Annotated in this window: 18 protein-coding genes and 1 riboswitch; of the genes, 3 read left to right on the forward strand and 15 right to left on the reverse strand. The window is 31.8% G+C overall.

Annotated elements, in window-relative coordinates:
• Positions 1-46: 46 nt before the first annotated feature.
• Positions 47-829, forward strand: a complete 783-nt coding sequence (locus tag IW20_RS06000; RefSeq protein WP_035619817.1) for a sulfite exporter TauE/SafE family protein — start codon at positions 47-49, stop codon at positions 827-829.
• 88 nt (positions 830-917) lie between these two features.
• Here IW20_RS06000 and IW20_RS06005 read toward each other — a convergent pair whose 3' ends face one another.
• From IW20_RS06005 to IW20_RS06070, 13 genes are all read right to left on the reverse strand, one after another.
• Entirely contained in the window at positions 918-1,328 is a 411-nt protein-coding gene (locus IW20_RS06005) for an RrF2 family transcriptional regulator (RefSeq protein WP_035619819.1), read from the reverse strand.
• 140 nt (positions 1,329-1,468) lie between these two features.
• Positions 1,469-1,990: a hypothetical protein gene (locus IW20_RS06010; RefSeq protein WP_035619821.1), complete on the reverse strand. Its 522-nt coding sequence runs from the start codon at positions 1,988-1,990 to the stop codon at positions 1,469-1,471.
• 85 nt (positions 1,991-2,075) lie between these two features.
• Complete coding sequence (locus IW20_RS06015; RefSeq protein ID WP_035619823.1) at positions 2,076-3,248, reverse strand: trans-sulfuration enzyme family protein; 1,173 nt, start codon at positions 3,246-3,248, stop codon at positions 2,076-2,078.
• A gap of 135 nt (positions 3,249-3,383) precedes the next feature.
• Positions 3,384-3,815: an OsmC family protein gene (locus tag IW20_RS06020; protein ID WP_035619825.1), complete on the reverse strand. Its 432-nt coding sequence runs from the start codon at positions 3,813-3,815 to the stop codon at positions 3,384-3,386.
• A gap of 14 nt (positions 3,816-3,829) precedes the next feature.
• Positions 3,830-4,399: a DUF3592 domain-containing protein gene (locus IW20_RS06025; RefSeq protein WP_240478458.1), complete on the reverse strand. Its 570-nt coding sequence runs from the start codon at positions 4,397-4,399 to the stop codon at positions 3,830-3,832.
• Positions 4,400-4,517: 118 nt separating this feature from the next.
• Positions 4,518-5,090, reverse strand: coding sequence for a hypothetical protein (locus IW20_RS06030; RefSeq protein WP_051885595.1), 573 nt, complete (start codon positions 5,088-5,090; stop codon positions 4,518-4,520).
• A gap of 18 nt (positions 5,091-5,108) precedes the next feature.
• Positions 5,109-7,523: a bifunctional aspartate kinase/homoserine dehydrogenase I gene (thrA, locus tag IW20_RS06035; protein ID WP_035619828.1), complete on the reverse strand. Its 2,415-nt coding sequence runs from the start codon at positions 7,521-7,523 to the stop codon at positions 5,109-5,111.
• A gap of 28 nt (positions 7,524-7,551) precedes the next feature.
• Positions 7,552-8,514, reverse strand: coding sequence for an alpha/beta fold hydrolase (locus tag IW20_RS06040; RefSeq protein ID WP_240478459.1), 963 nt, complete (start codon positions 8,512-8,514; stop codon positions 7,552-7,554).
• 80 nt (positions 8,515-8,594) lie between these two features.
• Positions 8,595-8,702: riboswitch (SAM riboswitch) on the reverse strand.
• A 188-nt stretch (positions 8,703-8,890) separates the two neighbouring features.
• Positions 8,891-9,094: a hypothetical protein gene (locus IW20_RS06045; protein ID WP_035619830.1), complete on the reverse strand. Its 204-nt coding sequence runs from the start codon at positions 9,092-9,094 to the stop codon at positions 8,891-8,893.
• A 645-nt stretch (positions 9,095-9,739) separates the two neighbouring features.
• On the reverse strand, positions 9,740-10,840 hold the full coding sequence (locus IW20_RS06055; protein WP_035619833.1) for a homoserine dehydrogenase family protein: 1,101 nt from the start codon (positions 10,838-10,840) through the stop codon (positions 9,740-9,742).
• 127 nt (positions 10,841-10,967) lie between these two features.
• Positions 10,968-12,260, reverse strand: a complete 1,293-nt coding sequence (locus IW20_RS06060) for an O-acetylhomoserine aminocarboxypropyltransferase/cysteine synthase family protein (RefSeq protein WP_035619835.1) — start codon at positions 12,258-12,260, stop codon at positions 10,968-10,970.
• A gap of 61 nt (positions 12,261-12,321) precedes the next feature.
• Positions 12,322-12,510, reverse strand: a complete 189-nt coding sequence (locus tag IW20_RS06065) for a hypothetical protein (RefSeq protein ID WP_035619837.1) — start codon at positions 12,508-12,510, stop codon at positions 12,322-12,324.
• A 482-nt stretch (positions 12,511-12,992) separates the two neighbouring features.
• Entirely contained in the window at positions 12,993-15,839 is a 2,847-nt protein-coding gene (locus IW20_RS06070) for a TonB-dependent receptor plug domain-containing protein (protein ID WP_035619840.1), read from the reverse strand.
• Positions 15,840-16,381: 542 nt separating this feature from the next.
• On the opposite strand from IW20_RS06070, the gene metK reads away from it, so the two are divergent.
• Entirely contained in the window at positions 16,382-17,632 is a 1,251-nt protein-coding gene (gene metK, locus IW20_RS06075) for a methionine adenosyltransferase (RefSeq protein ID WP_035619842.1), read from the forward strand.
• A gap of 142 nt (positions 17,633-17,774) precedes the next feature.
• Complete coding sequence (locus IW20_RS06080) at positions 17,775-19,550, forward strand: DUF4153 domain-containing protein (RefSeq protein WP_035619958.1); 1,776 nt, start codon at positions 17,775-17,777, stop codon at positions 19,548-19,550.
• 327 nt (positions 19,551-19,877) lie between these two features.
• Here IW20_RS06080 and IW20_RS06085 read toward each other — a convergent pair whose 3' ends face one another.
• Positions 19,878-22,097: a hypothetical protein gene (locus IW20_RS06085; RefSeq protein ID WP_035619844.1), complete on the reverse strand. Its 2,220-nt coding sequence runs from the start codon at positions 22,095-22,097 to the stop codon at positions 19,878-19,880.
• Between the two features lie 82 nt (positions 22,098-22,179).
• Positions 22,180-24,867: a carboxypeptidase-like regulatory domain-containing protein gene (locus IW20_RS06090; RefSeq protein ID WP_051885600.1), complete on the reverse strand. Its 2,688-nt coding sequence runs from the start codon at positions 24,865-24,867 to the stop codon at positions 22,180-22,182.
• Positions 24,868-24,882: the final 15 nt, after the last annotated feature.

A 24,882-nucleotide genomic window follows, 5' to 3' on the forward strand; every position in this document is an offset into this window, starting at 1 on the left:
ATAGGATTATCGTAAAATTGTTATTATTTTTACCCAAATTTTTTTTATGGATTTCCAAATAGGTCTTGTAGTTGCAGGTTTAGTCGTAGGTTTTATAGTGGGATTAACAGGTGTAGGTGGCGGTTCTTTAATGACCCCTATTTTATTATATTTTGGAATTCCTCCAACTACTGCAGTTGGTACCGATTTATTATATGCAGCATTTACAAAAATGGGAGGTGTATTTGTACATCATAAAAAAGGAAATATCAATTGGAAAATTACAGGTTGGCTTACTCTAGGAAGTGTCCCTGCTTCTTTGCTTACCTTATGGATATTAAACAGTATAAAAACAGATATTTCTACCATCAATGCGGTTATAAAATATAGTTTAGGCTGGGCATTGCTTTTTACTTCGATTGCAATTTTATTCAAAAAGAAACTATTAATATACTCTCAAAAACACGCTGGCGATAAATTTCATAGTGAAAGCCATACACAAAATATGCTTACCATTGGTATTGGTGTATTACTTGGAGCAACCGTGACACTTACATCTATAGGAGCTGGAGCGTTAGGTACGGTTACTTTATTTTTTCTTTACCCTCTTTTGCCAACGCCTCGTTTGGTAGGAACTGAGATTGCACATGCTGTTCCTTTAACTCTTGTTGCAGGAATAGGTCATGCTTCAATGGGAAATTTAGATTTAATTTTACTAGGTCAGTTATTATTAGGATCGCTTCCTGGGATTTTTATGGGAAGTATGTTAAGCGGAAAAGTTCCTGATTTGTTTCTTAGAAATGCTATTGCAGTAATGCTTTTTCTAGCTGGATATAAATTGATTTTCTAAACTATACAACCTCTTTTAAGAAAACAAAAAAGACCATTTCGGACATAACTGAAATGGTCTTTTTTTTATATTTTAAAAACGTGATTGACTAAAATGCGATATCTGCTAGTGAGTTATTCTCTAAAACTTTTAAGGTATTATCTCTTACTTCTGTCATTAAACGTCTTGCTGCACAAGTAGTTTCATCGTCGCAATCGTCACATTTTTCGTAAAAGTTATGACTCGCACACGGCAACAATGCTATAGGACCTTCTAGAATACGGTAAACTTTGGCCATGCTGATATCTTTTGGGTCTTTTATCAGGTAATACCCTCCGCCTTTTCCTTTTTTAGCACCAAGGAAACCCGAATTTCTAAGTAGCAATAAAATACTTTCCAAAAATTTAATCGAAATATGTTCGCTCTTAGCGATTTCGGCAATTTGTACAGGCTCGTTATTTTCTCGCCTAGCCAAATATGTTAAAGCCTTGATTCCGTATTTAGTTTTCTTTGAAAGCATTTCTTATTTTAGATTTTAGAATGTAGATTTTAGATTTGTGCCTAAAATGGACTACATATTTTTCTACAACAAAAATATACTTTTTGTGTGAACAATTACAAAAGAATGAGAAATGATACCAAATCGTGCTTTTTTTAAAATTAAATCGCTAAGATTTCATTACAAATTAAAGAAGCATTATTTTTTTCTAAATATAATTGATGATTTTGGTTTTGAAGAATTTTATTAGGAATTTTTAAATCCAAAAACCATTGTGAATTAGGTTTGTTTGAATCTTTTTCTCCAAAATATAACTTTAATTCGCAATTTGGAGATTCTGTTTCGTATCGCAATCTAGTTGATGAAACTGCAAAAAAACGAATTGTGTTCAATCCTTTTAAAGAGGCTTTCCATGCAATAGTTCCTCCTATACTCATTCCTAAAATAATGACTTTTCCCTTTTCTAGCTGTAATAAAGTATCAACTGCTTTGTCAATTCCACCGCTTAAGAATTGATTATGAAGATTACTTTCTTCAAAATTACTTATATCAATACCTCCTAGTTCTAGAACATCATAATACTGAATATCAAATTTAGACTCTAATAAATCGGAGTACATTTTAATCCATTCAGGATTTTTCCCTCCAAATAAGTCCGACAAAATGAGTAATCTTGGTTTCATATCTAAAAAAAATATCAGGCTGACGTATTCGAAGACGAGTATGTAACTTCGAATACGTCAGCCTGACAAATATATCATTAAACTTTTAAGAAAGTGCTTGCTCTAAATCGGCAATTACATCTTTTACTGTTTCTAAACCTACAGATACACGTACTAATCCTTGTGTAATACCAACTGCTAATTGATCTTCTTCAGACAGTTTACTGTGTGTTGTCGATGCAGGATGCGTAACAATTGTTCTTGTATCTCCAATATTAGCAGATAGTGAACATAATTTTATTTTATCCAAAAACTTTCTACCAGCTTCTATTCCGCCTTTTATTTCAAATGCAATAATATTACCACCTAAAAGCATTTGCTTTTTGGCAATTTCATATTGTGGATGCGATTTTAAGAATGGGTATTTAATACTGTTCACATTAGGATGTGCTTCTAGAAACTCAGCTACTTTAAGTGCATTCTCGCAATGTTTCTCTACACGTACAACTAATGTTTCTAAGCTTTTTGATAAAATCCAGGCATTAAATGGTGATAAAGCTGGTCCTGTATTTCTTGAAAACAAATAAATCTGTCTGATTAAATCTTCATTACCAACCGTTACTCCACCTAAAACACGTCCTTGACCATCGATTAATTTAGTAGCAGAATGCACTACCAAATGCGCTCCGTGTTTTATAGGTTGCTGAATATATGGTGTTGCAAAACAGTTATCGATAATTAAAATCAAATTGTGTTTTTTAGCAATAGTTCCAAGCAATTCCAAATCGATTACATCTACACCAGGATTTGTAGGCGACTCTGCATACAATATTTTTGTATTAGGCTTGATAAAGCTTTCAATAGTCTCCGGTTTATTGATATCAAAATAAGAAGTTTCGATATTCCATTTTGGAAAATAGGTCACAAACAAGGCATGAGTTGAACCAAAAACACTGCTTGCCGACACAATATGATCTCCTGCGTTTAATAAAGCTGCAAAAGTAGAATACACCGCTGCCATTCCTGTTGCAAAAGCATAACCTGCTTCGGCACCTTCCATTTTGCAAATCTTATCTACAAATTCAGTTGTATTAGGATTGCTAAAACGGCTATAAATATTTCTGTCTTTCTCTTCTGTAAAAGAAGCGCGCATATCTTCGGCATCCTCAAATACAAAACTTGATGATAGGTACAATGGTACCGAATGCTCTAAATACTGAGATCTTTCTAATTGTGTTCTTATGGCTTGGGTTTCAAAACCAAATTCTTGTTCGTTCATTTTCTTGTTTTTTTGTTTTTCGTAAAGAGCTATTACACAAAGATTCTCAAAGACACGCTAAGGCACTTGATGTAATCTTTTATTAAACAGTTCTTTTACTATTTTAATAGCAAAGTCTTAGATTTTTCTAATAGACTATTTTCCTAATTCTTCATTGTTCAAAACCACTTTGTACTTTATTGTGGCTGTAGGCTCGACAGTTTTTCCAACGGAACAATATTTCTCGAAAGAAAGTTGTGCGGCACGTTGTGCTTTTTCTGGATTAATATCTCCTTCCAGATAAAAAACCACAAAAATTTCTTTAAAAGGTTTTGCTTCGTCTATTTGTACACGAACTCCTTCGACCTCGGCACTAAATGAAGTGATTTCCTGACGTTGTTTCTTCAAAATCGAAATCATATCAATGGCGCTACATCCTGCAACTCCCATCAATACTAATTCCATTGGACTTGCACCTAAATCACTTCCGCCAAATTCGGCTCTGCTATCTACATCAACTACATGACCACGTTCGTTTTTGAGCTTAAAATGAAACGCGTCATTTACTCTGTTTAAGGTTACTTTCATGTTTTTTTGTTTTTTTATTCTATATCTGAATCAAAATTTCTCACTTCTTCTATAACATTGATTTTATTCTCTATATCAATATGTAAACATTTACTAAGTAAAATTATAATACCTATGGCCCAAATAATAACAATAATCCAAGTTGCTTCTTTAGATGTATATCTTGGTTTATTATTTTCATCAACACCTTTTATAAAATATGGCAATACTCCTAAAGCTACAATAAATGAGTTCCATAATATTGAAAAAATTAAAAGTCCTGTAATCGAATCATTCATCCCAGGAACTATTACACATTCCTGTTTATCATTTGGATTTACGTAAACAATAATTTTTTTACTCCTTTCTAACCTAGAAAACAATCCATCGTGATCATCAATATTATTCATACCATAACCAAAAGCGATTCTATTTCCTAAATATTTCTTTCCTTCAATAGTATAAGAGTACTTAGTAATAACTTCGTATGACATTGTTCCTTTATTTGAACGTGAATCAATATCAATTTTTTCAACATTGGCAGAAACTGGAATCCAACTCTTAGCTTGTTCAGTTTTAAAGATACTGTACAAACTAAATATCAAAGTTCCCAGACCTATTAAAACGAAAGGAGCGATGAATAACAATCCGCATCCCCAACCTTTTATAAAATTTTTAATCTTATTTTTTATTTAATAATGATACTTATTTAACGTAACAGTTTTATTTATCTTTTTTGTCTAATTTATTCCAATACTCCAGGATTTTAGCCTTATAGATTTCACTCAAAGAATCAAAATTAGAGGAGAATTTATTAGTTCCAAAATTATCCGACACACTTGATTCTATAGTATAAAGCTGGTCTTTTTGTGAAAAGATTAAATGAACTGATTGTTGTTTAAAATCAGCATCATAAAGCCCGTAAATAAAAAGAGCATCGATACTTTTATCTTTATCAAAATCCCAAAATGCTTTTCTACTTCCCCAAGCCGAAATGATTCCGTTATGATTTACTTCAATAATAGATTTTACTATCCATTTATCATTAACTTTTGTAAACCGTTGAAAATACATTTTATCAGGATTTTCATTTTTTTCTATCTTCGAAAAGATAAATACATTATCCTCATTTCCTGGAGAGTTTACCTCATCTATTTGAATTGCTCTAACTCCTTTGTATGGAAAAACTTCTTGTGTATAACTGTCTTTGTTTCTAACAATACTCGAAACTTGTGCAGTAATAACGTTTGTAAATAATAACAGTAAAAAAAGTTTTTTTATTTTTATAATATGCAATTTGTATACTTCTTTAAATTATTCTTTATCCGACAATCTCAAGACATCTCCAAAAACTCCTCTCGCAGTTACTGCAGATCCCGCTCCGGCACCTTGTATTACGATTGGTCTGTCTCCGTAAGATTCTGTATAAATCTCGAAGAAAGAATCTGAACCTTTTAATCCGCCTAAAGCTGTATCTGAAGGTACCGAAACTAATTTTACTTCTAGAACTCCTTTATCGTTTTGCAAATCACCAGATAACTCTCCAATGTATCTTAAAACGTGATTTGGTTTTTGTTCGTTTTTAATCTTGTCATAAATTGGATCAAACTCTTTTAATTTAGTCAGGAAATCAGAAACATTTCCTTCACGTAAGTGTTCTGGAATTAAATTCTGAATAGAGATTTCTTCAAATTCATTTTGTAAATCTAACTCTCTAGCTAAAATTAATAATTTTCTACCAACATCATTTCCGCATAAATCCTCACGCGGATCTGGTTCTGTATATCCGTTATCTATAGCTTCTTGCAAAATTTGGCTAAACGGAACATCTTTTGCAGAGAAATTATTAAATAAATAACTCAATGTTCCTGAGAAAACTCCTTTTATCTTAGTGATATTTTCACCCGAAAGGTGTAATAATTTTATGGTATCGATTAATGGTAATCCTGCACCAACATTGGTTTCATACAAATAATTCTTTTGATTGTCTGCCAATGCTTTTCTGATTTCTTTATAAAAACCATAACTAAGCGTATTAGCTACTTTATTAGACGAAATCAAATCAAAACTACTTTCTATTAATGAGATATAATTTTCGACGAAAGTCGCGCTTGCCGTGTTGTCAATCGCAATTAAATTCTCTAAATGATTCTCATTTGCGTAAGCGATAACATCCTTAATTGTATAAGCAACTCCGTCGTTATCGATATCTTTTTTCCAATCGGCAGAAACTCCTTTTTTATTTAAAAGCACTTTTTTAGAATTAGCAATAGCAAAAACATTCAGCTTAATATGTTTACGTTTTTCGATGCTTGCTGCCGAAGCTAAGATTTGATTTATCAAAGTTCCACCAACTAATCCGTGACCAAAAATGGCAATATTAATTTTCTTTGAAACTCCAAAAATCTCTCCGTGAATTACATTTAAAGCTTTGTTTAGTTCTGATTTTTTAACTACCAAACTCACGTTTTTACCCGTAACGGTATTGTTAAACAAAATCGGAACAATTTTATTCTTGATTAAAGCAGTGTATGGTTTGTGGAATGTGCTTAAATCTTGTCCTATTATCGAAATTACCGAAACATTATCGGTTACTGTTATCTGATTTACATCTTTAGAATAAAAGTCGTTTTCAAACTCTTTTTCTAATTCTATCATTGCCGTTGTTGCTTTATCTGTTGCAACTACAAGTCCGATTCCTCTTTCTGACGATCCTTGAGAAATGATGCTTACGCTAATATCATTATCTCCCATTACTTTAAAAATACGAGCATCTACACCCGCTTTACCAAGTAATCCACGTCCCTCAAGATTTACCAATGATAAATTCTCTAATACCGAAAGTGTTTTAATTCCTTCTTTGGCCGAATCTGATGTGATTAATGTTCCGCGATTTTCGTGGTTGAATGTGTTTAAAATACGAAGCGGAATGCTTTTTTCGATTAATGGAATTATCGTTTTTGCATGCAAAATTGTAGCTCCAAAATTAGCCAACTCATTTGCTTCGTTAAATGATAAGTATTCAATCTTTTTAGCATCGCTTACTAAATCTGGATTTGCAGTATAAATTCCGTCAACGTGCGTAAAATTCTGAAGTTCTTCAGCATCAAGGTAATTTGCTAATAATGAAGCTGTATAATTACTTCCGTTTCTTCCTAATGTGGTTGTATCGTTGTTGTTGTTTGAACCGATGAATCCTGTAACAATATTTACAGTTGAACCGTTATATTGTTTAAAATAGTTAATTACATTTTTCTTTGATAATTGCTCCAGAAGTTGTGCATCACCAAATTTAGAATCTGTTTTAAGCAGTTCTCTAGAATCGGCAAAGTTTGCAGGAACACCTTTTTCTTGCAAAATTGAAGTCAATAATTTAGCAGAAAGCAATTCTCCTTTAGAAAGAACCTGATCTTTTATCTTCTTGCTGTAATCGCCTATTAAACTAACTCCTTCAAAAAGTTTATCTAAAACACCAAACTCTTCTGAGAAATCAACGTTTGAATACTCTGATATCTGGTATGTTTTAAAACTCTCTAATAACGGTTTGTAATTTCCGTTTTTAGAAGCAATTGTTAATATATCTTCTAGTTCATCTGTTGCGTTACCACGAGCAGAAACTACTACGGCGATTTTCTCACCTTGATTTATTTTATCAATAATTATAGAAACTACTTTATTAAGTCCTTCTCCGTTTGATAAAGATTTACCTCCAAATTTTAATATTTTCATTTTCTTTGTGTTGTATTTATATGTTGCTCTAAAAAATAGATGCAAGCAAATTATCTAATTGTTTGTACTCGATTAAAAAAGCATCATGTCCGTGAACAGAATCTATTTCATTATAAGAAACATTTTCCTTGAACTTTTTTAATTCCTGATAGGTTTCCTGATTTTCTCTTGCACTAAAAAACAAGTCCGAATTAATTCCTATGATATGGATATCGGCAGTTGTTTTTGACATTAATGTTTCAAAATCGTCAGTATTCCTTGTAATATCAATTGTTTTAAGCAACTGATTCATTAATTTATATGATGAAATCTGATACCTCTTTTGAAGCTTTTTCCCATGATGACCCAACCAGCTTTCTACATTAAAAATAGCTAGTTCATCATTTTTAGTTCTCTGAAATTTTTCTTTAAAAGATTCTGGCGAGCGATAGCATAACATGGCATGTATTCGCGCATCTTCTATTGGATTTGAAGAATTGTTTAGGATTAGTTCTTGCAAATAGCAATTTGCAATTAACCAATCGGTAGATTTCCAATCGGTTGCAATAGGTATTAAATGTTTAGTGATTTGAGGTTCTAATGCCAGTATTTCCCACGCGATGCCACCTCCAACAGAACCACCTATAATTGCATATAATTGATTGATCTTAAGAAACTCAATCCCTTTTATGAAAATTCGGGCAATATCTCTGGCGGTAAAATCTGTATGGTTCTCAATCGAGATTCCGTTATGTCCATTTCCTGGAACATTAAAAGCTAGAATTGTATATTTTGTAGTATCAATGGTTTTATTCTCACCAATTAAATCATTCCACCAACCGTTCTCGCCTGTAACCTGAGCGTTTCCTGTTAATGCATGATTTACCAAAACTATAGGCGCAGTGTGTAGCGGTAAACCAAAAAGTTCATAACTTAGGTTAATCGCGTTATACGAAGCGCCACTTTCGGTGACAAAATTCTGTAATATAATCGGGATGGTTTTATTTTCCAATTTCAAATCTTTTGTAATTTTTGATTTGTACATGGAAATATTAAAAAGAAAAAACTAGAGCTATGCTAGAGAAATTCTTTGTGTTATCTTTCCACGTTGGGCGTGGTAGAATGCAGCACCTTCTTCGATTTACCGAAGGGTTGCTAAGGATTCATCGGGTCTAATCCCTCGTCCTTTCTTTATAACATTTCAATACGTTTTTGAACTTAATGGCACAAATTAACTACTATTTTCTTAAACGACCAAATTTTTTATTCATTTGATTTTGGTTCGTTTACAAAATAGTTCAAACAAAACAATCACGTACAAGCATCCGCTGGACACGTATATCCAGAAAATTCATATTATTAGCTTGTATTTTATTTAAAGTTTTAATTTAAATAAATAATGTTTCATTCTCTTTTGAATACATCAAGAAAAGCAAAGAATTAGGTGCTTTTTTTTGTGCAGTTTCATCTGTAGCTTCCATTCCAAATCTTGGATGTGCCAATTCATTTACAGTTTGGATTGTAGCTGTTTTCTTAGCTCTAAAAAATCTAAAGAATCCGAACCTTTTTGCGAAGTAGTTTTGTGTGCTCATAACGTGTGTGTTTTATAATTGTTTATTTGTTTTTGTTTTTATTAAATGAACTCGATGGCTAAAAAAAAACCCTTTTGGATAATTATACCAAAAGGGTTTAAGTCGTTTAAACTTATTATACTTTTGGAAATCAATGGACGCGTACGCAAATAAGCGCGACATTCTGCATCATCTTAAACTTCGAGTTTTTATTCATTTTAATAATATTATTTATCATTTTAAAAAATTTCAATATTTGTATAATCTAAAAAAAAAGCCCCCCAATAAAACTTGGGAGGCTTTGCTATATATTTTTTATAGATATAATTTTAAGCAATAGACTTCCCTACGGATTTCTCCGACATGACCTTATTAATTTTACAAATATTAAAATTCATTTTTGGTATCTTTTTGGTTTAACAAATATGCGACGTTTTTTCGACTTAACCAAGCCAGAATCCATATTTTAATGATAAAATCACGTTAAATTTGCATTTAAAAACAAAAAAACGATGAAATGTTACTTTTTTTCGACAAAATGCTCCGAATGAGCTATAAAATTAACACTCAACTCTTTAAAAAACTCCTTCACTAAACATAAATTTCAAAGAACATCTAACTTTAAATCAAAAAAAAATTGAATATAAAATTCAATTTCAAAAATTTCTAAGCCCAAATAGCTTCTTTATTTTTTATTTTTTCGGCAACTTTTAGAATATCTGTTATAACTCCTCTTGCTATAGCTTCTTTTCCTGCAGCGGCACTTTGAATAACTATCGGAATGTTTCCGTAAGATTGTGTGTAGATTTCAAAAATAGTATCTGATCCTTTTAATTGCCCGATTGCTGTTTTGGTAGATTCAGAAACTAATTTGACTTCTAATTTATTTTCTAAAACATTATACTCTCCTACATATCGTAGAACATGATTATCTGATTGAGTAATTTTTGCAATTTTAAAAGATTTGTCTAATAGTTCTTTATTAAGTACACGTTTTGATTTGGCATTTATCTCGTATTGATTGTGATCTAAAAGTGGGGTTATTTTTATGTCGGTAAACTCAAAATCTTTTCCTATTTCTCGAGTTAGAATAAGTAGTTTCTCGGCCGCATCATTACCAGATAAATCTTCTTCGTAATCGGATGTAATTAACTGTAGTTTTTCAGCATCTTTTATAATGGTTGAGAAACAAGTCTCTTCAGATGAAAATCGATTAAAGACATAACTTAACGAATCTGAGAAAACTCCTCGTATTTTAGTTATTTTTTCTCCCGAGTTGTATAAATCTCTAATGGTTTGCAAAACAGGAAATCCTGTATCTACTGAGGTTTCGTATAAAAACTCTTTATCGTGTTTTTTAAGGTTTTCTCTTAATTCTCTATAAAAGTCTATTGGCAATGTATTTGCCTTTTTATTTACTGCAACGATATTAAATCCATTTTGAACTAACGGAATATAATGATCTATTAATTCATCACTTGCAGTTGCATCTACAGCAATTAGGTTTTCGAAATCATTCTCTTTTGCAAAAGCAATAATATCATCTACTTTAAACGGAATTGCAAGATGTACAAAATTAGCTTCCCAGGCGTTCTCAGCTCCTTCTTTTTCAAAAAATGCCAATGTAGAATTGGTAATGATTGGAAATCGCAAATCAATGCTTTTATTTTCGCTAAAAAATGCTTGGCTCTCAATTATCTGATTTATTAAAGTGCTGCCAATATTTCCTATTCCAAAAAGGACGATATTTATTTTAAGCTTTGACATAATTTTTATTTTTATGATATTCTGAGGCAGGTTTATAATACATATTTTTTTGAAAATCACCTTTAACCCTGCTCACGTGGTTAAAGGCAATTTTTCTAACAAAAAACAAAAAAACCTAACTTTTTAATTATGCTAATTGAGCACTCTTTATATTTTTAAATACCGCTTTTAAGTCGGCAATCAAATCGTCTATATCTTCAATTCCTACCGAAAGTCGAATCAAATCTTTTGAAACTCCTGTCGAGAATTGTTCTTCTTCTGATAATTGTTGGTGTGTTGTACTTGCAGGATGAATAATCAATGATTTTGTATCACCAATATTGGCAAGAAGTGAGAATAACTTCGTTTCGTCAGCTACTTTTTTGGCAGCTTCAAAACCTCCTTTTAATCCAAAAGTTATGATTCCGCTTTGTCCTTTTGGTAAATATTCTTGTCCTAAGTCATAGTATTTATTCGATTTTAGTCCTGGGTAATTTACCCAAACAACCTCATCTTGCGCTTCTAACCATGATGCTAAGGCTAATGCATTTTCGCTATGTTTCTTGATACGAATTGGTAATGTCTCTAATCCTTGTATAATCTGAAAAGCATTAAATGGACTTAATGCCGAACCAAAATCACGTAATCCTTCTATTCGTGCTTTGGCAATAAATGCTGCATTTCCTAATGCTTCATGATATACTAATCCGTGATATCCTGCAGATTGCTCTGTAAATTCAGGGAATTTTCCGTTTGCCCAATCAAAAGTTCCTGCGTCGATAATTGCTCCTCCTAAAGAAGTTCCGTTTCCTGAGATATATTTTGTTAGGGAATGAATTACGATATTTGCTCCATATTCTATTGGGTTAAGCAAATACGGTGTCGGAACGGTATTATCTACAATAAATGGAACTTTAAATGCTTTGGCTGCAGCCGAAATTGCTTTTAGATCTAATACATCTAATTTTGGGTTTCCTAACGACTCTACAAAAAATACTCTTGTATTTTCCTTTGCTGCTTTGGTAAAGTTTTCGGCATCTGATGGATCTACAAATGTGGTTGTGATTCCTAATCTTGGCAAAGTAACTTTTAATAAGTTATAAGTTCCTCCGTATAAACTATTAGAAGCTACGATGTGATCTCCCGCTTTTAGCAATGTTAAAAAAGTTGTTGCGATTGCCGATGCGCCCGATGCGGTTACTACAGCTCCGATACCTCCCTCTAGCGCCGCCAGTCGTTGTTCCAGAACATCATTTGTAGGGTTGTTTAATCGTGTGTAAATAAAACCTGCTTCGGCTAGACCAAATAAATTGGCTGCATGGTCAGAATTATTAAAAACATATGATGATGTTTGGTAAATAGGCACTGCTCTTGTGCTACCGTTTTTAGTTACATCATGTCCTGCGTGTAGTGCGTTTGTTGCGAATTTTTGTGTGCTCATGGGTTCTATTTTTTTAATTAGTTAAATGATTGTGTGTTTATGTTTTTAATAATTTTTCTGTTTATATAAAAAGATCTTCGTCTTCGTGGGCATACATCTGAAACAATATTGAGTTTGATTCACTCGAATACAATTTTCCTTTTATCTCGTTTGTATTAATTCTTTTGGTTTGTATTACGCTCAAAATTCTTTTAACGTCTGTTTTCAATAAAGCTTGAATTGCTCTTGAAATTTTATAGAATGTTTTCATGATTTCTAAATTTTAATTATGGAATAAAAAAAAGCCCTTTCGGATGGCTACCAAAAGGGCTTATAGTTTTAACTATAACAAAGATTTTATCTTTCACTTTTGGCAATAGCAAATTGGGATGCACATACACATCATACAACACATCATCATTATTTTATTTGCTATTGTATTCATTTTATAAAATTTGTTTTTATCTGTTTTTATTAATTCTACTAATTCGATAGAGTAAATGTAGTAACTATATTTTTAACTACCAAACTTAAATTCAATTTTTTGTATAAAAAAGATTCTCTAACTACGTAAACCCCTATTATTGCTATTAAAGCATTATATTTTTTTTTAACCATATAAGTAATTTAAGCAGATATAAGTTTATCTAGATAAGTTACTTAAATGAACTTACATTACTTAAATGGTTAGTTTTAATAAAAATCGCTGGGTGCGTTTTCTTTAAATTTTCAAAATAACACCCAGCAATTAAATTATATTTTAAAACTTAAACGGGCAAAACCAAATCTTCCGTTTAATCCGAATTGTGATACTGCTCTTGAGTAAGCAAACTGATTTGCATTACTTAAATCTGTACTTGGTGCAGGAGACAATGTAGGTGTTGTGTTTGTAAAAGCTGGAGTTGATGGGTTATTTCTGTCAGGATAAACATCTCCTATATTATTAACTCCAAGTGTAACTCTTAAATGTTCGTTTATCTGATATCCTAAAGATAAATCGGTAACTAGTTTTGCGCTATATTCTGGGTGCTCATAAACTGAAGAGAAACCATCTAAGTTTACATCTGTCGCTCCTGGATCTGTAACTTTTCCGAAATAGCTATTTCTTAAATAAATATCTAGTTTTTTAATGCTGAAAGTAGTCATTAAATTAGCTTTCAATTTAGGGATTGCTTCTTCTAGATAAATTCTGCTTGACTCTGGGAAAAATGAATATATGTATGGATCTCCACCTGCATTAACAATAGATTGAGGAACATTTAATGCGCCAACTCTTTTTGTTGTATTGTAACTTAAAGCAAAATCATTTCTGATTGTAAAATCTTCGATAACATTATACTTTTGAGAAATCACTAAGTCGATTCCTTTTGTTTCTGAGTTAATTCCGTTTGTCCAGAATGAAGCTCTTTCTACACCTTTTAAATCAAAAGCTTGCTGAAACAATGTTAAGGCATCTTTTTGTTCTGGTGATGTTGCCCCATTTATTTGTGCATCTGTTGGTCTAGCATATTGCCCTGTTAAAACAATTCTGTCGTCGATTCTTGTAAAATAAGCATCTGTAGCAATTGTAATATTAGCAGCAGGAATTTTAAATGTAAATCCTGTACTTATACTTTTAGAAGTCTCTGGTTTTAGGTTCTCTACTCCGATACTTTTTGCAGCTTCTGAATCATTTGTAAAATAACCTACTTGGTATGGCGAACCATTGATAAATTGTGTAGAGCTGCTTTCAAAATATTTTTGTTGTAATGATGGCGCTCTAAAACCTGTTTGCCCAGAAATTCTCCAGTTGATGTTATCGTTCAATTTTAAAAGTGAAGCTAGTTTAAAAGTGACTGTACTACCAAAATCTGAATAGTTCTCGTAACGAGCAGCTCCATTTATTAACCAATCTTTGGTTGCATTTAATTCTAAATCTATATAAGCTGCACCACTTCTTCTGTCTTTTTCTTTAGCATCAGATGGTTGGAATCCTGAGAAACCTTGTGCTCCTGCTCCACGCTTGTTACCAAAAAAGTCAGTTACGATTAATGGTGAGTTGCTTGGCAAAATTCCTGATACTAGATTTCCGTTTACATCATATAAACCATAAGACTCTACATCTCCTTGTTTTATTTGATAATTTTCATATCTAAATTCTCCACCAAAAGCTACGTTTAATCCATTAAGAACATCGTACTTTTTACTTAAATCTAAATTGGTTGTACTTTGCAAAAACGAAACTTTACCTGCATAAAAACTAGAAGCTGAATTTGTTCCTAAAGTAGCATTAATAGTATTGTTCACATCATATTTAAAAGAATTTGATCCAAGGTTTGTACTAATATCAGTATCAAATCCGAATAATTGAGTTGTAAGTCCTACAGCCGATGAAGCATCAATAATATCTGATTCTATTTCTGGTAAAAATCCATTTGCATATACTTGAGTAAATGTTCCTGAACCATTAGGAAGTCTGTTAAATGCATAAGACTTTCCGTTTCTGTATGAAACTCCTCCAAAAGAGTACAAAGAAGTAATCTCTGTTAATGGATATTTAGTATTATAATATAATTGTCCCGAAGCTAGTTCTGACTGTCCAACGCTCATGTTGTAATCACTTCTTTCCTGTCCTCTAAAATTGATTTCATTGTTAGTTACATCAAAATTTAATGCAGTTTGCAACTGGCTAATATTTGTTGCGCCAGCAATTGCTGATTGTTGCGCCGCTGTAAAATAACCAACTTGTGGAGCATATTGTTGTAATGTACTTATAATCTGTCCTGAGTTTGGAGTTGTATTAATGTTACTAAACAAAGAGTTTACATTTACTCCGTTCTGAGCTGCTCTGTATTCGACAGCGTTATAAGCATTAAAAATAGCATTGCTTCTAATTCCAGCTCTACTTGTTGCTTGTCTCGTAACTGCACTACCTGTAACACTCAAGAAACTTCCTTCTTTACCCAAAGATGTTCCGTAATTTAAATCTACTTGTAAAGCCTGTCCATCAGTTCCTCCTTTAAAGTTGTTAGATCCCGAAGACATGTTTGCTCCATATTGTACATCTCCCGAAAGGAAATTGGCATTCTTTTTTAATACGATGTTAATTACTCCCGCAATAGCATCAGATCCATATTGTGCGGCTGCTCCATCTCTTAAAACTTCTATTCTTTCTATTGCAAATGATGGTATTGCATTTAAATCTGTTCCTACGGAACCTCTTCCTGGTGCTCCATTTATATTTACCAAAGAACTTGTGTGTCTTCTTTTACCATTTACAAGTATTAAAACTTGATCTGGTCCTAATCCTCTTAATTGTGCTGGATCGATATGATCCGTTCCATCTGCAGTAGAAGTTGGGTTACTGGTAAACGATGGTGCAACATAATTTAATATTTGGGTTACACTGGTTTGAGGTGCTCCTTTTGTTATTTCCGAGATATTAAAAATATCGATTGGAACTGGCACATCGGTCTTTACTCTGTTTTTACTTCTAGACCCAATTATTGTTACCTCTGATAATTCATTATTTTGTAAAGTGTCTTTCTCCTTTTTATTTTCCTGAGCATAAATACCTGAAAATGTCAAAAGACCTAAAACTAATGCTACATTTTTTTTCATTACTTTTTACTGATTTATTATTATTTTGGTTTAAAATGACATGCTGTTTTGTTTTCTCCTTTAAACAAAAAAACCTCTGCAATTTGCAGAGGCTCTATATATATTTTTGAAAAAAAACTACAATAGTATCTCTGCGGAATAATCCGGCATCTTACAAGACATCATATTGTTAACAGTGAATTTCATTTTTCTTTTTTGTTTTGTTGGGGCAAATTTGCGAACTATTTTTTAGTCTACCAAACAAAAGTCGATTTATTTTCTAAACTCTATAGAACAAGTCGAATATGTTAAATTTTTGTATATATAAATTAAAAAACCAAAAGTTTAATTTGCAATTCAAAATGGTTTTATACCTTTGCACCCGAATACAGAGGAAAAATTTGAACTGATTGCAACCTCTTCATAATGAAATCATTCATTATGGATGCTGAAAGATTTTCATTTCAGTATTAAAAAATGCTAAAGCAGGAATCCTCCTCTAGCATTTCCAGCAATTATTTTTTTTCCTCGCTTAATTTTATAATTTTAATTTAATAAATATTATGGCTTATTTATTTACGTCAGAATCTGTTAGCGAGGGACATCCAGACAAAGTTGCGGATCAAATCTCGGATGCTTTAATTGATAATTTTCTAGCATTTGATGCAGATTCTAAAGTGGCATGCGAAACTTTAGTAACAACTGGACAAGTAATATTGGCTGGTGAAGTAAAATCAAATACATATTTAGATGTACAACAAATCGCTCGTGATGTAATCAGAAAGATTGGTTATACAAAAAGTGAATATATGTTTGAGGCAAACTCTTGCGGAATTCTATCTGCTATTCACGAACAATCTGCAGACATCAATCAAGGTGTTGACAGAGCAAATCCTGAAGAACAAGGAGCTGGTGATCAAGGTATGATGTTTGGTTATGCAACTAACGAAACTGAAAACTACATGCCATTGGCACTTGATTTATCTCATAAATTATTGCAAGAATTAGCTATCTTAAGACGTGAAAATAAAGAAATCACTTATTTACGTCCTGATGCTAAATCTCAAGTTACATTAGAGTACAGTGATGACAATAAGCCAACACGTATCGATGCAATTGTAATATCTACTCAACATGATGATTTTGATGAAGAGGCTGTAATGCTTGCTAAAATCAAAAAGGATATTATCGAAATTCTTATCCCAAGAATTATTGCTAAAAACCCAACTCACGCACATTTATTCAACGATAAAATTCAATATCATATTAACCCAACAGGAAAATTCGTAATTGGAGGTCCTCACGGTGATACTGGATTAACAGGAAGAAAAATCATTGTAGATACTTACGGTGGTAAAGGTGCTCACGGTGGTGGTGCTTTCTCAGGAAAAGATCCAAGTAAAGTAGATAGAAGTGCTGCTTATGCTACACGTCATATCGCTAAAAACTTAGTTGCTGCTGGTATTGCTGATGAAATCTTGGTACAAGTTTCTTATGCTATTGGTGTTGCTAAACCAATGGGTATTTTCATTGAAACTTACGGAACATCTAAAGTAAACTTAACTAACGGTGAAATCGCTAAAAAAGTAGAAGCTATTTTTGATATGCGTCCTTACTTTATCGAACAACGTTTAAAATTAAGAAATCCTATTTATAGCGAAACTGCTGCTTACGGACACATGGGTCGTAAACCAGAAACTGTAACTAAAACTTTTTCTGCTCCAGGTGGAAACGAGAAAACAGTTACTGTAGAATTGTTTACTTGGGAAAAACTTGATTTTGTTGACCAAGTAAAAGCTGCATTTGGATTGTAATTTGAAATTCTTTTTAGAATCTTAAAAATAAATCTTAGTATATATTAAACCCCGAAATCTGCATTTGCAGACTTCGGGGTTTTTCTTTGGCAATTTGCTTCTATTTTCTTTTCTTCGTACAACAAAACCTACCAAAAAAAGCATGGCTAAATTCCCCTCTTTCCAGAACGTTTTAAGTACAACTCAAAAAACAGTTCTTAGATTTCCATTAGAAATTTTAATCTCAATTGCAGGAACTATTCTGGCAATTATTCTCAATGAAGCAGAGTATGATGACCCAAACAAGGAACTTTACGTAAAGGCTTTAATGAGTTGTTCTTTATGCTTGGTTTTATTCCTTTCTGTTAGTTTATTTTTTATAGCTGCAAAAAAGAATAATCTTCTGCGCTACTTAACCAGTATCATACTTGGTTCTTTAATCTTTCTTTTTGTTTTTAATTTTCATGAAAACATTACAGACATAGAAATACAACAATTTTTAGTCCTAAACATTGCTTTACACTTATTAGTTTCGTTTGCAGGATTCTTACCGAGAGCTTACAATCAGGATGAGTTTTGGGAATTTAACAAGCAACTTTTCCTTAGGATTTTAACAGCTGGTTTATATAGTATTGTGCTGTACGCTGGTTTAGCTTTGGCAATATTAGCTATTGACAAATTATTTCATGTAGAATTTTATGACCATGTTTATTTTCATATCTTCTTTGCCATCACAGGAATTTTTAATACTACTTTCTTTTTAAGTGGTGTTCCAGAAACTAATAATGAACAAGTTCCTTTAATTCTTAATTATCCAAAAGGTCTTAAAAACTTTACTCAATATGTTTTATTGCCTTTAATAAGTTTGTACTTGGTGATTTTGATATGTTATGAAGCAAAGATTCTTGTAACGCTATCTTTACCTGTTGGGTGGGTTTCTTATCTTGTTTTGGTGTTTGCTATTTTCGGGATTCTTTCTTTTTTATTGGTTCATCCTATTGCTACCGAAAAGGCCAATCTCTGGATAAGAACTTTTAATCGTTTATTTTACTTTCTATTAATTCCGCTATTGGGATTGCTTTTCTGGGCAATTTTATACCGAATAAATCTATACGGTTTCACGCACGAACGTTATTATGTTCTGTTATTATCAATATGGCTTACGATAGTTGTGGTTTATTTTTTAATCCAGAAACAACCTAAAATAAAGTTCATTCCGATAAGTCTGTGCTTAGCAGCTTTACTTTCGCTAGTTGGCCCTCAGAGTGCTAATTCTATTTCAAAATACAGTCAATTATCAAGATTTGAAATGTATCTGGAAAAGGGTAAGAAAGAAAAACTAACATTTGATCAAGAAAAGGATTTAAGTAGTATTGTTTCCTTTTTACAAGACAATTACGGTATAGAAGTTATGGTTCCTTATGCTAAAGCAAAATTAGAAGCTTTACTTAAAAAAGAAAAATCTCCTAGTGATACTGAAATAATGAATAGCTTGGGGTTTGAATATCGATATGAATATGATCAAAAAGATGATTTAAATAATAGCTTCTACTATTATTTTTATGAAAACGAAGATAATCAAGTAGCAAACATTCACGGGCAAGATTTTTTATTTACAATATCTTATAACAATAATCTTGAATGCGACAATTGTACTTCGATAGACGGAAAGAGTTATACCATAAAATCTAAGAAAACTGATTATGGAATTGCTTTACAAATTAATCAGGACATAATTCCTTTAAAAATAAATGACTTTGTAAACGCAAATTCCAACTTTAGAAAAAACAATCACTCAAATGAAAAAGTAATTCAAAAAGTAGAAAATCCCAAATATACTATCACTTTAGCTTATGTTAGTGCAAATGGCGACATTGTAAACGGAAAAAAAACCTTAACCAATTGTTTAATTAAAGTTATGGTTGGCATTAAAAAATAAAACAAAAAAACATTCATCATATCATTTACAATTATGTTAGGGATACCTATAATTGTTACAGATGAACTACGGATTATTTTTATCAATTAATTCAAGGATTTTTAAACCAAGTAAAATCATAAAAGTTCATTTATAATAACGAAAAACTAAAAAGTTATGAATGATGAACAAAAACAAAAATCATCGTAATTGGTTAGAGCTAATAATCAATGTTATAAAAGGAATCGCTTATATTTCTAAGATAATATATTATTGCATTAAAATACACCAAATACACTTTTAAAAACTAAAAAAGCCTTTGAAGCGAACTTCAAAGGCTTTTTTTATTTAATAGCTTCCGTTTTGCATTTTAACTAATGTTTCCTGCATTTCTGTCTTGGTTTCTTCCTCAACATCTTTAGATAATTCTACAGCTTGTTGTTGCGTTTTAATAGCCTTTTCTTTTTGTCCGTCTTTATAGTACAATTGTGCCAATGTATCTAGATAATAAGGATCATTCTTTTTAACAACCAAACTATATTCTGACCATTTAATGGCTTTCTTTATAAAAGTAGCATCGTTTGAATTTAATACTGTAAACCAAGCAACATCGTTACAAAGGTTTGTATGATATTCCTTAAACTCTTTCCATCCAAAATAAGAAGAAGAAACATCTGCACTATACATTTCGTCTAGCCTTTGGATTACATTTTCCTTCGTTACCAACATCTTATTAAAATAAGCATCAAACTCTTTCAAATACAAATTGTCAGGATCTCCATTTTTTGCTTTTTCTGTCAAATAGTATAAGTAACTTCTATAAGATTCGAAATTACCTTTTCCGCCAGAGATTAATTTCTGGTATGTTTCCATTACTCTTTTCTCATCAGATTTTTCTATAACTTCACCATCAACATACACAATGGTATTGTTTTGCAAAGCATTCGAGATTTCCGAGCTTATATTCCCTATTGCAACATTTGTATCACCTTTGGCATTGTATTCTTCTCTTTGAGCTTCGATGGCATCATAATGCTTAAGCAAATAATCTATCGATTTAAAATCGGTATCGTTTAAAACTTTATCTGTTTTAAAAATTACTTTATTAAATCCTATACTTTTAATTTCTGCCAGAATAGATTCTACAAGCATCAAATTAGGTTTTGTATCTTTCTGATGCGCTATAATAATCTTCTCCCAAGCTGACTCTACTTGCTTTTTATCAAAAGTAGATTTCGTAAATTTAAAATCGCTTTCATCTGACTCCTCGCTATAAGAATCATCTAAAATATCTGCAAATGGCGAAACAGCATTAAACGCTTTTATCAAATCAGCATCACTAGCCTTTTTATTGGTAATGACTCTATTGAAATCTGTCAAAGCACTCGCTTTTTTCAGCTTGTTATAAAGGCCATCATAATACATAAACTGGTATTGCTTATCGATTAAATTTGATTTTGCAGTCGCAAGTACATTACCATCTTTATCCAATATAATTATACTTGGTGAATCGGAAATTTTATTTTTCTTTAACCAGCTTTTATCATTTTTGTTAGTCAAATAATAATTATACACATCGAATTGAGGATCGTATCCATCATAAAAATTATATCCTATCGTCTCTTCCTGGCTTTTAATAAAGGCATCAAAATAGGCTTGAACCGATTTATTATCGATATCATTATAAACAATCAAAAACTTATTATCTGTGGCCTTAGTTGCTTTTATAGCATCTGCCAAAGAACTCTCTGCTTTAAGCTTAAAATCTATTTTTGATCCACCCCCAACAACAGTATCCGCACTATCTATTTCTACCTCCGAGCCATCAACAAAATCCCCTTCTTTTCCCGGATAGGTCCAAGCTGTAATACTTTTAATCTCCAGAGGAAGTACTTTTGTTTTTACTGCTTCCTGATTGATCTTTTTTATGTTTTGAAAAATCAACGGACTTTTACCCGATATTTCAAAAACTGTTAAGTCATTTGTCTTTTTATCAAAGAAACCTTTTAAATCTAGATTATCCGAATAAGGTTGGTGTTTTATAGTTACTCCTGTGGCATTATCTGGCACTGCAAATTTTAGTATTTTACTTGGTGTACCGCTACCATATCCTTCATAAACAAGATATAAAAACGATGCATGATCAATCTCAAAATTAAGACTTGAGTCTTCCGTTTCTCCATCTATTAATTCTATATCAGATATTCTTTGGTACTTAACAGGATCAGTTCCGTTCTGAGTACCAATGTAAAAACCATAATATAAAGATTCAATGAATTTTACTTTAAGTTTACCTACACTTACTGGTGTATTATAAGTATAATCAACATTAAAAATAACGCCATCTCTATTTTTACCTTTCAGCAATAATGAATCATTTTTCACTTCATAATTACCTTCCAGAAATACAAGTTCGTATTTATTATTATCTAGCAAGTTCAGTTTTAGATTCAATCCCTGATCATTATCTTTAGACAAATAAGATCCTTTCTCTATTGTTTGGTTTTGAGCAAATGAGAAAGATGTAATAAAAAAAAGTACCCAAGTACTCCACATAAAATATCGCATACAAATTATAAGTTAGTTACTAATTAGGAACGCAAATATATCCTCTTTTTTTTAGGCTGAAAAGAAATTAACACACAAAAAACTACAAATTATATTTCATAGAAAAAATTATATATCGAGGCTGAACTGTGTATTGCGAAACCCTTGTAGAGAACTGCGAAAAGCTATCATCGTTCAGGTATTTTGTGTTTAACAAATTAGTAGCCGACACTTTATATTCCCATTTACTATTTTCTTTTTGGTAAACCAAACTTGCATTTAAGAAATCATATTCGTTATCGATTGCTTTATTTTTACTGTAATAATGGTAAAATTCATAATCGGCAACAAATGAAAAACTTTCTAAAAAATAGTAATCCAGCTTAACAAAAGGCTTATCGGTATAATACGTAGAACCAATATATTCATTAACCAAAAAGGTATAACCAAATTCGAGATTAGGTAAATCTTTATAATTTGTTGCAGCCTTTACTGTATAGTTTTGACTAAAACTTTCGGTAATCGAAGGCGAATCATTTTGGATATTATTAAACTTAGACCAATTTAAACTCGCATTTACTGAAGCTTTATAATTCTTTAAAAACGATCGCCCATAATTTCCCATTCCCGAGAATGTTTCGTCTGCAAGATTTGAATTATAAGGCATCGAAGATTGATTTATCCCTGTAAAATCTGACTTTGTTTTTACAGCATCTACTTTTCTTGTATAGGTAGCATTGGCAAAAATATTCTCAAAATTGAACATATTGTATTTAAAATAATGTAATGAATGTACCTGTGAAGTCGCATTCTCTAAGAATCTATTTCCTTTAAATAAACTACTATAATTGGACAGAACATAACCCGAAGCTAGCTGATTTATATCGGTAAAATTATTAGTCAATGAGAAATTATACGTCAATGTTTCTGATTTTTTTATCTGATATAAAGCGAACAAATCTGGTAAAACTCTAAAAAATCCCTGTGAATAACCAGAACCTAATTGGTTATTATTCATCGCATACGAATGCACACTCACGCCTGGAGTAAAAGTAAATTTGCCTGTTAAGATTTTATAATGTAACCCTAAAAAAACATCATTAAAATTATAGTTTACCTGATTATTATTCTCCGCATCATCTAGATTATTGGTTGTACCATCATCCAGAATCTGAAATATATGAGAATTAAAATTTTGATGGGAATATGTGTTTCCAATCGTCACGTTTATATTACTCTTGGCCGTTACCATATAATAGTAATCGAATTTGGCATCGAGTTTATTTGTTTTTACAAATCGATTCTGATTTAAATCATTCCTATCCTGACCTGAAATATATCCCGATAAATCAAACGGCTGACTCTGCAAATTGGCATTATAAAACGGATTCTCATCCTGATATAAATACTGGGCTTCAAACGCAAAAATATTCTTGTCATTTTTGGTATAATACAAACTCAGATTTTGATTGATCGATGTTGGATCTTGCTTTTTGTTTGTAAATATATTCTCGGTCGCAGCAATATTATCTACAATCGATTCTCGCAACAAATTACTATTCTCTTCTTGTTTAGAAAACTTGGTTAAAATATCATAATCAAACTGAAATTTTGCGTTAGGTTTATAGGTCGAACTTAATTTAAAAAGCCCAAGATTATTTTTTTGATGTGTAAGTTCATCACTTTTTTGTTGATCTCCAGATTCCAGTATTGTAGTTTGTGACTTAGTTTCAAGATCGGTCGTAGCCGAAGAAATAATTCCGAAACCGCTTAAACTCCAAGATTTAGTAACATTATAAGTAAAGTTAGTAGCTCCAAATTGGGTTTCGATTTCTTTAGCGCGGTTATTTCGCAAAAGCGAAATTCCTAAATCATTAGAAGAAACATCAAAGCTACTTCCGCCCTTTTTCATCATACTCCTAAAACCTCCAGTAAACTTAAAATAATCCTGAATGGTAAGAGGTAATTCGCCTATATTATTAAAATTAGTAATCACGTTAATACTATACTTTGGGCTATAATAAAACACTTTCGGGTTAATTATATATCGACTATCGAGTTCTCCTAGTCCTACACCGGCAGTGATATCGCCAAACCAAAAATTATTCTTTCCTTTTTTAAGTTTAATATTCATAGCAACATTATCCTGATCATTCTCTAATCCTTTTAATGCGCCAACTTCGTTATAATTTCTTAGCACTTGTACTTTATCAATAGCATCAGCAGGGATATTCTTTACTCCTAGTTTTGTATCACCATCAAAGAAATCTTTGCCTTCGACCATTAATTTAGAAACTTTTTTGCCCTCTACTTCTATTTCACCATCGGCATTTACCTCAACTCCTGGTAATTTCTTCAAGACATCTTCCAGTTTCTTTTCTGTTCCTGATTTAAATGAATCTGCATTATACACAATCGTATCTCCTTTTATCGAAACTGGCATTTCCCGTACAATCTCAACTCCCTCAAGTTCTATCCCAAGATTGTCCAATACAATATTCTGAGAAATGTTTATTGCCTGAGTTGTTATTGTTATCTCTTTAGATTTCATTCCGAGATAACTAATTTTTATACTGTAAGACGAATTTGGTTTTAAACTCAACTGAAACTTTCCTTTATCATTTGTAATTCCGTAGGAATCCATTGCTTTAGTCATAGTATTAACAGCCATGATATTTGCCATTTCCAGCGGATTTTTCTTTTCATCCAAGATAAAACCATCGTATTTAATACTTTGGGAGAATGATATGGTTGTAACCAAAAGGGTTAAGCAGGAGACTATATTTTTCATTATAATTTAAATAAA

This window comes from Flavobacterium hydatis, from assembly GCF_000737695.1.
GTDB classification, from domain to species: domain Bacteria; phylum Bacteroidota; class Bacteroidia; order Flavobacteriales; family Flavobacteriaceae; genus Flavobacterium; species Flavobacterium hydatis.